This window comes from Geomonas sp. RF6, assembly GCF_021044625.1.
Classification (GTDB): Bacteria; Desulfobacterota; Desulfuromonadia; order Geobacterales; family Geobacteraceae; genus RF6.
In genome coordinates this window covers 4,195,812-4,207,707 of sequence record NZ_CP087999.1, presented here as the reverse complement: position 1 = coordinate 4,207,707, position 11,896 = coordinate 4,195,812, and the positions used below count along the sequence as shown (strand labels likewise).

The window sequence follows — 11,896 nt, the reverse complement described above, 5'->3', positions numbered from 1 at the left end:
CCTATTCCAGATCTCTCTTCAGCTGTTCCAGTATGTCGAGGGCTCTGATGATCTCCTCTTTCGGCACTGAGAAGAACGACTTCAGGGACGACTTCAGCTCGGTGCTGGAGATATCCTGCGTCCGATCCACGTAGAGAACCTCGCAGTGCTCCTTGAGAAAGTCGAATTTCCCTTCCCAGTCATTTCCAATGACGAAAAGATCCACATCGTACTTCTTTATGTCTTCGACCTTCTGCTCCCAGGTGCATTCGGGTATTACTTGATCGACGTAGCGGATGCTTTCCACGATCTTTGCCCGCTGCTCGTACGGTATCAGGGTTCTCTTCCCCTTGAGGGAGTTGAAGTCGTCGGTGGATACGGCGACGATCAGCCTGTCGCCCATTGCCTTCAGCCTCTGCAAAAGATTCAGATGCCCGACGTGAAAGAGGTCGAAAGTTCCGTAGGTAATGACAGTTTTTGAGCTCATGTTAGCAATTCCACAATTTTGATTTCTGCACACCGTAGCTTCTGATGGAAAGAACTATCAACTCCGTGATCAGGACCATGGCCGCCACGCTGGTGACCGTCATCTTCCCCAGCACGGCGAGTATGGAGAGGACGATGATATGCAGCAGCGCCCCGAGGATGACACTATAGTTCGCAATGCGCTTGTGCCCGAGCGCGGCAAGAAAGGGGTAACCCAGCATGATGGACGGCACGACAAAAAGGGATGCGGCAAGAAGAATCTGCAGCACCAGGGTACTTTCCACAATGGAGTGCCCCGAGACGATCCGGATCACCCGGGCTGCCGAGAGAAAGAGAAGGCCGACGAGGAGGAAGTTGAAGAAGTTGGCGTAGGCGAAGAGCTTCTTGAAGAGCCGGATATTGCGCTGCTTGGCGATGTAGGGGTACAGAGACTGTACGATCGGCTGATACCCCTGCTGCAAAGCGTTGTAGATCTTTTCGGCGATGGCGTAGTAGCCGACCATCGTATGACTGGTGATCAGCCCCAGGAAGAAGACATTGCTCGAGGTGTAGGCCGAGACGGAAATGCGGGAAAAGAAATACTCGGAGCTCTCCCTCAAGTGGGATTTCAGCACCGCGGGCGCGCAGAAGGTGAAGCGCTGCCCCATCTTCTTCATTACCAGCCACAGGGAGCCGAGACCAGAAATGATGAACCCGAGCCCATTGAGGAGCGGGACGATCAGGTAGTCCCCTTCCCTCCTGACACAGACAAAGATCATCACCGTGAAAAAGACCTTTGCGAAGATGTTCAGCAAGGTCATGAACTTCATCTTCTCCATCCCCTGGAAGTACCAGACGGGGAACAGAGCCTGCCCCACCACAAGGGTGAAGGAGAGAAAATACACCTCCCACTCATGCCGGAAGCGCTCAAAGCCGAAGACCGTGGCACAGAGGATGACAAAGGAGAGCACCAAGAGACACATCTTGATCGTCATCACGGCGGAGAAGATCTCCGTCACCTTCGCCCTGTTCTCCCTGTTGATGGAAATTTCCCGGGTGGCGGAGAGGTTGAATCCGTAGTCGACGAGGATTCCCAGGTACGTCACGAACGACTGGGAAAACATCAGCAGCCCGAACTTTTCAGCGCCGAGCACTCGAACGAGATACGGGAGAGTAACCAGCGGAAGGGCATAACTTACGAGTTGCAACGTGGAAAGAGAGAAGAGATTCGAGGCAAGCCGTGCATACTCCTCCTTGCCGAAAACCGCCTTTATGCTGGAGACCATTACATTCCTTCGAAAAATCTACTATAGCCGATGAACAGCGGCGCAGAAGCACCACCTGGGCTCGCCTGATCCTGTTCAATTGTCTTCACTAACGCACCGGCGCGTGCCGTCAGGCGCGCCACTGCAGGAGAGCGGCAGCGCCCTCTTTCCCTACTGCTTCCTCCACCGTCGCGATCCCGCGGCGCAGAACCGCCTCCAGCCGGTCGACGCGGTGGGCATCGCTGCCGAGGCAGGAATAGATGCCATTTTCCAGGAAGAGAATGGCCCGCTGCCGGATGTCCTCGCCGTACACTCCGGCAAAGCTTCCGAGATTCCCCTGATACCTGCAGCCGCGCTCCTTCAGCTTTGCCAGGAGCGTCCCCTCTACCACAGGGCCTTTCCGCTTCCCCAAAATACCGGAGAGGAATCCTCCGCCGGAGGAGGCTGGCGCAAAGGCCGCGCACCGCTCTGGGTGCGCAAAGAGGGGGACGAATCCTCGCTGCAGCAGGTGATCGGCATGTGCGGCAACGACATCTGCTGACGCTCTGAAGGGCGCTTCCACGAGCAGACAGCGGGATTCACCCACCGTCACCGCTTCATCAAGAAAATCCCCCAGGTACTCGTCGAGATAGTGCTCGGTCCCCGGCACGAGCTTTAGCGCGATCCCTGCCTCGTCATAATGCTTCTGCAGGATCGCGGTCAGCTCCCTCACCCGCCCCGGCGCGGTCTCGTACGCGCCCTTTATCAGGTGCGGCGTGCAGTGCGCGACGGTGAACCCGACAGCCACCAGGGCCCGCGCCATGGCGAGCGATTCCTCCAGCGCATAGGCGCCGTCGTCAATTCCGGGCAAAAGGTGGCTGTGATAGTCGACCATTGAGATCCTTGCCGCCCCTAGAGGATGCGCCACCACGGCTTCTTCTTCTCTGCGCCTGCGCCGTAGCCATACCCGTAACCGTACCCGTATCCGTACCCGACGGAGCTCTTCCGCAGGTCGGCGAGGACGAGACCGGCCACCGGCGCGGCGGAGGTGGCGAGCACTTCCTTCGCCCGGTGCGCTGCCTTCGCAGGCACCTTGCCGGCCTGCAGCACCATCAGGACGAGGTCGGACACCTGGGTGAGCACCGGCGCGTCGGTTACCGCGAGGGCGGGAGGCGCGTCGATGATCACATGATCATACCTGCCGCGCATCTGCTCCACAAAGGCCTTCATCGACTCAGATCCCAGGAGCTCCGCCGGATTGGGGGGCACCACACCTGCAGTCAGCAGGTCGAGCCCCGGCACTGAGGTACCCTTTATGGCGGCGTCCGGGGTCGTATCGCCGGCAAGAACACCGGTGAGCCCGTATCCGTTTTCGCAGCCGAACTTTTCGTGCAGCGTGGAACGGCGCAGGTCGCAGTCCACCAGCAATACCTTCGATCCCGCCTGCACCAGCGTTATGGCGAGATTGGAGGCAACGGTGGACTTCCCCTCTGCCGGGAAGGTACTGGTAACGAGCAGCACCTTCTTCTCCTTGTTGACGGCGCAGAAATGAAGCCCGGTGCGCAAGGAGCGGAAGGCCTCCGAGGCTGGGGACTTCGGGGAGAGGTGCGTCACCAGCGCTTCTGCCCCCTCTTTCCTGGAGATGAAGGGAACCACCGCCAGAAGCGGCAGGGAGAGGAGGCGCTGCGCCTCGTCCGCTTCCTTCACCGTGTCGTCCAGGTACTCCTTGAAAAAGCAGAGGCCGACGCCGCACATGAGCCCCACGATAAGGCCGAGCGCCAGGTTCTTCCCTTTTTTCGGGGAGACCGGGAGATCCGCGGCGATGGCGGGATCGACCACACTTATGTTGTTTATGGTAGACGCCTTCGCGATCCGCGCCTCTTCGTGCTTTTGCAACAGAAAGGTGTAGATGTCGGCATTCACCTTGGCCAGGCGGGTCAGGCGCGCGAGATCCCTCTCTGCAGCGGGCAGCTTCTTCAACTGGGCGTCGTGGCGGGAGATCTCCCCGCTTATGTCCTTTTCCTGCTTCTGGACGTTTTTGAGCGTCGTCTCGTACGTCGCCTGGATCTTCTGCTCCAACTCCTCTATCTGCGCCTGCACGCTCTTCACCCCCGGGTGGGAGGCGGTGCTTTCCGAGAGCTGCCCCTTTTTCAGAACCTGCAGCTCGGCGAGCTTCGAGGCCATCCCCGCAAGAACCGGATCCTCCCGCATGACGGAAGGAGAGTAGTCCCCTCCCCTGCGCTTCGTTTCCTTCAGGGAGGTAAGGGCGAATTCCGCCTGCTTTCTCTGCAGGGTGGCGAGCGCCTTCTGCTTCTCCGCCTCGGAGAGGGTGGTGATCAGGTTCTGTGCTTCCGCATCGAGCTGGATGACGCCGGAGGTGCTTTTGTACGCCTCGAGGTTCTGCTCGGCCCCCTCGAGCTCCTTCTTGATCCCCTGGAGCTGCTCTTCGACGAATCCGACGGTGCGGGTCGCCTCTTCGGCACGCAGCACCAGCCCCTGGTCGAGATAGGCCTGCACGAGGGTGTTCACCACGTCGCGGGCGAGTTGCCGGTCGTTGTCCCGGTAGGTAACAGCCATTATATTGGTCTTTTTCCCCACCTCTTGTGCCTTCACGTCCTTGCGCAGAAGGGATACGGTCTCGTTGAACGGCAGGAGCGAAAGCCGGAACGAATCCCCCTTCTCCCCCTTGAGATCCGTGATGAGGAGGGAAACCCCTTTCGCGCGCAGGAGCGACCCCGCGGTGCCGGACCCGATGAGGTTCCCGTCGCCGTCCTTTACCGTATAGGCGCCGGGGGCGGTGATCTCGATCCGGTACACCGGCTCCTTCGCGGTGGAGCTGAACTCGAGGAGCTTGCAGTCGACGTCGGAGGAGGAGCGCTTGTCGATCTTCCAGTCGAGGTGCAGCCGCGCCACCACCTTTTCCATGTTGGAGCGGGATTTCAGGATCTCGAGCTCGGAGTCGACCGGGGTGGCGTTGTTGAGGAGGAGATCCCCCATCTGCCCGACCTTTCCCTTGTTGTCCTTGACAAAGAGGGTCGCGGTAGATTCGTATTGCGGAGGTGAGAGGAAGGTGAAGAGGGCAACCCCTGCAAAGACAGCAATGAAGGAGGTGACGAAGGTGCCTTTGCGCCGCACGATTACGTTGACGTAATCCTGGAGGTGGATTTCCTCTGCGACTGGCATCGGTAGCTGCTGGTTCATGAAGAGCCCTCTAAAACAACCGGAGGCAGGTGGATCCCCTGTCGCTCCGGCAAAAATGCATTGAAATCTATCTTTCCGCGGCGCGGGTGCGGCGCGACGGAGTTTCCGCCCTACCCTACTCCTTCAGGAACTTGATGGAGACAAACGGCTGCAGGACTGCACTGACCGTCTGCAGGGAGGGGAGAATGTCGGCGATGACGTCGTTCCAGGTGCCAAAGCCGCTTTTGGGAACGTAGATGATATCCCCCTGCTCCAGCGGGATCGGCAGCGCCTGGCCGCGCAGCACCCTGTCGAAGTCGACGACCTGAAGCTCGCCGCGGGTGGCGGAGATGGAGCGGATGATGCGCACGTGATGGAAGTCGTATCCGGTCTCGCGCAGCTCCGCGCTGGCGATCGCCTGTGCGAGGTTCAGCCCCCCCGGAGTGATGGGGACCGGCCCGGGCTTTTTCACGGCGCCGAAGATGAAGACCTGCTGGTTCCTGTTGTCAGGGATGTAGATCGTGTCCCCCCCCTTCAGCCAGGCGTTCTGCGTCGTGTCCCCCCCCTGGAGGAGGTTGTAGATGTCCACCGGGAGAGTCTTGCCGTTGCGGATCAGGCGCGCCCCGGAGAGGCTCGCGGTGCTGTCGAAGCCGTTTCCGAGCGCTATCCCCTGGAGGAGGGTCAAAGGACGGTCCATGTAGTAGGTGCCCGAGGCGCGGAACTGCCCCAAGAGGTAAACCGGCTGGCTCTTGTACTCGAGGACTTCGGCGACCACCCAGGGGTTCTGGAGATACTTCCTGAATATGGCGGAGAGTTTCCCCTCGATCTCGGAGAGGGTGAGGCCGCCGACCTGCACCGCCCCCGCCATCGGGAGATGGATGTTCCCGGCGCCGTCTACCCGGCTCCCCTGCGCCTTCCCGTTGTTGCCGGGAGTCGCGACGATGAACTCCGGCCTCCCGTTCACGTCGATGAGGAGGATATCGCCGGGGCCGACGCGGTAATCGCGCGCGGGCGCGGCCTCGGGGGGGAGAGTCTCCACGGTGACCTTCTCCGTCGAGACCACCGCCGAAGAGTAGATCGGGGTGCGGGTGCCGGGCGCTATATCTTTGTAGGTGGCACAGCCGGTGAGAGAGAGTATGGACAGGATAAAAAAGAAATGAAAACGGGACAGTCGCATTGTGGTCGTCATTACATTACATCCAAGACTGTAGAAAACGGCAGTGATGTATACAGTGTGCAGCGGGTAATTGAACAGACGCGAGCCAATGAAGGGAGGAATTCCGCGCGAGACAATCAATCGGACTGCTTGAGAGAGTGGCAACTACCGCTATAAAAGCGGTTAATCATTTACCACCTCGGGCCACCCCAAGTCAAAGAAATAATGCCGAAACCGGCTTAAAATACGCCAATTAATGCCACGAATTCGGGTAGTTGCAGACGCCGCGAAACGGGTGGAACCGCGACCGCAGATGGGAAAAAAAGCAGTCGGCAGCGCGTTCCTCCCCTTTCAAGGGGGAGGAGAGGAGGGGGATGGGGTCGCCCCACCTGACCACCGCTACCCCATCCCCACCCTGTCCCTCCCCTTGAAAGGGAGGGGACGTCTGGGCTCCTCCTCTGCTAAAGGAACGGACGTCGCGTTCATTCCCGCTCTGGACGAGGCGCTTGCCCGGATTATGAGGTGAACAACGGGGGGACGTAGTTACCCGCTTACTCCTCTGAGAGCACACAATCGTGGTTCCCGTAATTCGAAGTACCCGGGGGCGGATGTGGACTGCCGGGAACGCTTCGCTTATCCCGGCCTACATTTCCCACTACCACATGTACGTACCGCCCCCCTACCCCCTCGTCTTTTCGGGATTTCAAGAAAGAAAATGTCGCAGTTCCGGCCACTTTACCTGCCATTTTTACACTAGGACCTTAAATTCCAACTTTGCTATGATGGTTCTGGTTCCCGCTTTCCGGCGATTGCGGCGAGTCCGCATCGCCCTTCTCTGAACGTGCGACTGAAGCGCCACCACAGGCCGACGGTCGGTCTTTCAAAATAGAGGACATGCGGATGAATAGCGATCATGAAAATGATGCAACGACTGCACGACCTGCACAGGGGAATGCAGCGTCGGACGCTCTCCTTGCTTCCCTGGTCTCTTCCTCCGAAGACGCCATTATCAGCACCACTCCCGAAGGATTCATCCTTACCTTCAACAGTGCGGCGGAGAGGCTGTACGGCTACAGCGCCGAGGAGATTGTCGGACAGCCGATATCGATCCTCATCCCCGAGTCGGACCGGGAGGAGCACAACGACAGGCTCGCCAGGGTGCGCCACGGAGAGCGGGTCGAGCACTTCGAGACGGTGCGCCGCAAAAAGGACGGCGAGATCATCGACATCTCCCTCAGTATCTCCCCCATCTACTCACCGTCCGGCGAGATAGCCGGCGCCGCCTCCATAGCACGGGACATAACGCGCAAGAAACGGGAAGAGGAGCAGCAGCTCACTACCTTCAAGTACGCGCGAAGCCTCATCGAAGCGTCCCTCGACCCCCTCGTCACCATCTCTCCGGAAGGGAAGATCATGGACGTGAACGAGGCGGCGACGAAGGCGACCGGGGTACCAAAGGAGGAGCTTATCGGCACCGATTTCTCCGACTACTTCACGGAACCGGAGAAGGCACGCCTCGGATACCAGCAGGTTTTCGCCAAGGGGTTCGTCACCGACTACCCCCTCACCATGCGGCGCAGGGACGGCAACGTAACCGACGTCCTCTACAACGCAAGCGTCTACCACGACAGTCGCGGCAACGTCCTTGGCGTCTTCGCCGCGGCGCGCGACATCACCGCTCAGCGCCACGCAGCGCAGTACGCCAGAAGCCTTATCGAGGCATCCCTCGACCCCCTCGTCACCATCTCGCCGGAAGGAAAGATCACCGACGTCAACGAGGCGACCATGAAGGTTACCGGGGTCGCCCGTGACGAGCTCATCGGCACCGACTTCTCCGACTACTTCACCGAATCGGACAAGGCGCGCGAGGGGTACCTGCGGGTATTCGCGGAGGGGTTCGTCACCGACTACCCCCTCACCATACGCCACAGAAACGGCCAGCTCACCGACGTCCTCTACAACGCGAGCCTGTACCGCGACGTGCAGGGGAACGTCCTCGGCGTCTTCGCGGCGGCACGCGACGTGACCGCACAGCGCCACGCGGCACAATACGCCCGAAGCCTCATCGAGGCCTCCCTCGACCCCCTCGTCACCATCAGCCCGGAAGGGAAGATCACCGACGTAAACGCCGCCACCGTGAAGGTCACCGGGGTCGCCCGCGACGAGCTCATCGGCACCGACTTCTCCGACTACTTCACCGAGTCGGACAAGGCTCGCGAGGGGTACCAGCAGGTCTTCGCAAAGGGATTTGTCACCGACTACCCACTCACCATCAGGCATAAGGACGGCTACCTGGTGCACGTCCTGTACAACGCCTCCGTCTACCGCGACGTCACCGGCAACGTGCTCGGTGTGTTCGCGGCCGCCCGCGACGTCACCGCCCAGCGCCATGCCGCGCAGTACGCCAGAAGCCTCATAGAGGCATCCCTCGACCCCCTCGTCACCATCAGCTCCGAAGGGAAGATCACCGACGTCAACGAGGCGACCATGAAGGTCACCGGCGCGGCACGGGACGAACTTATCGGCACCGACTTCTCCGACTACTTCACCGAGCCGGAGAAGGCGCGCGAGGGGTACCAGCAGGTCTTCGCGGAGGGTTTCGTCACCGACTATCCCCTCACCATCAGGCACAGGAACGGGCAGCTCATGGACGTCCTGTACAACGCGAGCGTCTACCGCGACGTGCAGGGGAACGTCCTCGGCGTCTTCGCAGCCGCACGCGACGTCACCGCGCAGCGCCAGGCCGCGCAGTACGCCCGAAGCCTCATCGAGGCCTCCCTCGACCCGCTCGTCACCATCTCCCCGGAAGGAAAGATCACCGACGTGAACGCCGCGACCGTGAAGGTCACCGGAGTGGCGAGCGACGAGCTCGTGGGGACCGACTTCTCCGACTATTTCACCGAGCCGGAGAAGGCGCGCGAAGGGTACCAACAGGTCTTCGCAAAGGGATTTGTCACCGACTACCCGCTCACCATCAGGCACCGCGACGGGCAGCTCGTGGACGTCCTGTACAATGCGAGCGTCTACCGCGACGTGCACGGCAATGTCCTCGGCGTCTTCGCCGCAGCCCGCGACGTCACCGCTCAGCGGCAGGCCGCCCAGTACGCCCGAAGCCTCATCGAGGCCTCCCTCGACCCGCTCGTTACCATCTCCCCGGAAGGAAAGATCACCGACGTGAACGCGGCGACGGTGAAGGTTACCGGCGTCGAACGTGACGAACTCGTCGGCACCGACTTCTCCGACTACTTCACCGAGCCGGAGAAGGCGCGCGAGGGGTACCAGCAGGTATTTGCGAAAGGTTTCGTCACCGACTACCCCCTCACCATCAGGCACAAAGAGGGGCAGCTGGTGCACGTCCTGTACAATGCCTCCGTCTACCGCGACGTCACCGGCAACGTGCTGGGGGTCTTCGCGGCAGCCCGCGACGTCACCGCCCAGCGCCATGCCGCGCAGTACGCCAGAAGCCTCATCGAGGCCTCCCTCGACCCCCTCGTCACCATCTCCCCGGAAGGGAAGATCATGGACGTGAACGAGGCGACGGTGAAGGTGACCGGGCTCGAGCGGGACCAGCTCGTCGGGACCGACTTCTCCGACTACTTCACCGAGCCGGAAAAGGCGCGCGAGGGGTACCGCCGGGTCTTCGCCGAGGGGTTCGTCACGGACTACCCCCTCACCATCAGACACCGCGACGGCCACTTCACCGATGTCCTCTACAACGCAAGCGTCTACCGAGATGTGGAGGGGAACGTCCTCGGCGTCTTCGCGGCTGCGCGCGACGTGACCGAGACGAAGCGGGTCATGAGGGAGTTCGCGGAGACGAAGAACTTCCTCGACAACATCCTGCAGAGTTCCACCAAGTACTCCATCATCGGCAAGGACCTGAACTACCGGATCCTCTCCTGGAACGAGGGGGCCCGGCGCAACTACGGCTACAACGAGGAGGAGATCATCGGGAAGGAGTCGACTGTCCTGCACTCCCCCGAGGACATCGAGGCAGGGGTGGTGGAAAGGATGCTGAAGACCGCCTACGACAAGGGGCTTGCCGAAGGTGAATTCCAGAGGGTGCGCAAGAACGGCTCCCGCTTCGTGGCGAGCGTCGTGGTCACCCGCAGGAACGACTCCGCGGGGAACCCGATCGGGTACCTTCTCATGAGCACGGACATCACCGAGAAGAAGCAGGCGGAGGAGAAGCTGCGCTACGCCTCGCAGTATGCCCGTTCCCTCATCGAGGCGAGCCTCGACCCGCTGGTGACGATCAGCCTGGAAGGGAAGATAACGGACGTGAACGAGGCGACGGCGAAGGTCACCGGGGTGCCGCGGGAGGAACTGATCGGCACCGACTTCTCCGACTACTTCACGGAGCCGGAGAAGGCGCGCGAAGGGTACGAGCAGGTCTTCTCCAAGGGGTACGTCACCGACTACCCGCTGACCATCCGGCACCGGGACGGGCGCTTCACCAGCGTCCTTTACAACGCCTCCGTGTACCGCGACGCCGCAGGAAACGTCCTCGGTGTCTTTGCCGCGGCCCGCGACGTCACCGCCCAGAGGGAGGCGGAGGCGAAGGTCACCGAGCAGAGGTCGCGTGAAGAGCAGCGCGCCCGCGAACTGGAGCGCCTCGCCGAACTGGAGCGCTTCCAGAAGCTCACCGTGGGGCGCGAGCTGAAGATGGTGGAGCTCAAGAAAGAGATCGAGGAGCTCCGGAAAGAGAGGGAGATATGCCGGACCCAACACCAACAGCAGCTTATGAGGGGCTGAAAAAGGATCCCGCGGCGAAAAAGGAGATCTCCCTGGAGCAGAGGAGCGCCGAGGACTTCAGCCGCGCGATGCTCAACATCCTGGAGGATGCCGAGGAGGAAAAGGGTTTCCTGGAGGAGACCCAGCACGCCATCCTGAACATCCTCGACGATGCGGCCCAGGAGAAGGCGCAGCTGGAAGAGATGCAGCGCGCGGTCATGAACATCCTGGACGACGCCACCGCCGAGAGGGAGATGGCCAACGAAACGCAGCGGGCGCTCACCAACATCCTGGAGGACTCCACCAGGGAGCGCGAGGGGCTGGAGGAAAACCAGCGGGCCATGCTGAACATCCTGGAGGATTTCGACACCGAGCGGCTGAAGAGCGAGGCGGCAAACCGGGAGATAAACGAGGGGCTGCAGTCGCTCAAAAAGGCGAAGGAGGCGACCGACACGGCAAACCGCGAGCTGGAGGCGTTCAGCTACTCCGTCTCCCACGACCTGCGCACTCCCCTGCAGTCGATCGACGGCTTCAGCCTCGCGCTCCTGGAGGACTACGGCGACTCGCTCGACGACCGCGGAAAGGACTATCTCCGGCGGGTGCGGGTGGCGACGCAGAAGATGGCGCAGCTCATAGACGACCTCCTGAAGCTCTCCCGCCTCACCCGCAGCGAACTCACCGCCACGGGGGTGAACCTCTCCGCCCTCGCCTCCCGCGTCGTCTCGGAGCTGCAGAGCAGAGAGCCGGAGCGGGTCGTCGAGATCCGCATCCAGGAGGAGGTCGAGGCAACCGGCGACCCCGACCTGCTGAAGGTCCTCTTCGACAACCTCCTGGGGAACGCCTGGAAGTTCACCGGCAAGACCCGCGACGCGGTCGTCGAGTTCGGAAGCACCGAAATCGACGGAAAGGTCGTCTACTTCGTGCGCGACAACGGGACCGGCTTTGACATGGCCTATGCCGACAAGCTCTTTTCCCCCTTTCAGCGCCTGCACCTGGAGAAGGACTTCCCCGGCACCGGAATCGGGCTCTCCATCGTGCAGCGCATCGTGCACCGGCACAACGGCACGATCTGGGCGGAAGCGGCGGTCGGCAAGGGTGCGGCATTTTTTTTCACGCTCGAAATCTGAAAGTACCGGGG

At 61.3% G+C, this 11,896-nt stretch carries 7 protein-coding genes; 2 read left to right on the top strand and 5 right to left on the bottom strand.

Annotated features, from left to right (window positions below; all coding sequences use genetic code 11):
* Nucleotide 1 precedes the first annotated feature (1 nt).
* The 5 genes from tagD to LPW11_RS17965 form a co-directional block, all read right to left on the bottom strand.
* Complete coding sequence (tagD, locus tag LPW11_RS17985; RefSeq protein WP_331001576.1) at nt 2-466, bottom strand: glycerol-3-phosphate cytidylyltransferase; 465 nt, start codon at nt 464-466, stop codon at nt 2-4.
* Nucleotide 467: 1 nt separating this feature from the next.
* Entirely contained in the window at nt 468-1,730 is a 1,263-nt protein-coding gene (rfbX, locus tag LPW11_RS17980; RefSeq protein ID WP_230995252.1) for an oligosaccharide flippase family protein, read from the bottom strand.
* 109 nt (nt 1,731-1,839) lie between these two features.
* Nucleotides 1,840-2,583, bottom strand: coding sequence for a tyrosine-protein phosphatase (locus LPW11_RS17975; RefSeq protein WP_230995251.1), 744 nt, complete (start codon nt 2,581-2,583; stop codon nt 1,840-1,842).
* Nucleotides 2,584-2,600: 17 nt separating this feature from the next.
* The gene (locus LPW11_RS17970) at nt 2,601-4,889 is read right to left on the bottom strand and encodes a GumC family protein (RefSeq protein WP_230995250.1); all 2,289 of its coding nucleotides are present in this window, start codon (nt 4,887-4,889) and stop codon (nt 2,601-2,603) included.
* A gap of 115 nt (nt 4,890-5,004) precedes the next feature.
* Nucleotides 5,005-6,057 (bottom strand): polysaccharide biosynthesis/export family protein, encoded by a 1,053-nt coding sequence (locus tag LPW11_RS17965; RefSeq protein ID WP_230995249.1) that lies wholly within the window; start codon nt 6,055-6,057, stop codon nt 5,005-5,007.
* Nucleotides 6,058-6,924: 867 nt separating this feature from the next.
* Between LPW11_RS17965 and LPW11_RS17960 the strand changes: the two genes are divergently transcribed.
* Entirely contained in the window at nt 6,925-10,779 is a 3,855-nt protein-coding gene (locus tag LPW11_RS17960; protein WP_230995248.1) for a PAS domain S-box protein, read from the top strand.
* The gene (locus tag LPW11_RS17955; RefSeq protein WP_230995247.1) at nt 10,740-11,885 is read left to right on the top strand and encodes a sensor histidine kinase; all 1,146 of its coding nucleotides are present in this window, start codon (nt 10,740-10,742) and stop codon (nt 11,883-11,885) included. The genes LPW11_RS17960 and LPW11_RS17955 overlap by 40 nt, the downstream gene beginning before the upstream one ends.
* Nucleotides 11,886-11,896: the final 11 nt, after the last annotated feature.

What these genes read in the sequence shown, in the direction of transcription:
- tagD (WP_331001576.1), bottom strand. Translation starts at nt 466, where the DNA reads ATGAGCTCAAAAACTGTCATTACCTACGGAACTTTCGACCTCTTTCAC.
- rfbX (WP_230995252.1), bottom strand. Translation starts at nt 1,730, where the DNA reads ATGGTCTCCAGCATAAAGGCGGTTTTCGGCAAGGAGGAGTATGCACGG.
- LPW11_RS17975 (WP_230995251.1), bottom strand. Translation starts at nt 2,583, where the DNA reads ATGGTCGACTATCACAGCCACCTTTTGCCCGGAATTGACGACGGCGCC.
- LPW11_RS17970 (WP_230995250.1), bottom strand. Translation starts at nt 4,889, where the DNA reads ATGAACCAGCAGCTACCGATGCCAGTCGCAGAGGAAATCCACCTCCAG.
- LPW11_RS17965 (WP_230995249.1), bottom strand. Translation starts at nt 6,057, where the DNA reads ATGACGACCACAATGCGACTGTCCCGTTTTCATTTCTTTTTTATCCTG.
- LPW11_RS17960 (WP_230995248.1), top strand. Translation starts at nt 6,925, where the DNA reads ATGAATAGCGATCATGAAAATGATGCAACGACTGCACGACCTGCACAG.
- LPW11_RS17955 (WP_230995247.1), top strand. Translation starts at nt 10,740, where the DNA reads ATGCCGGACCCAACACCAACAGCAGCTTATGAGGGGCTGAAAAAGGAT.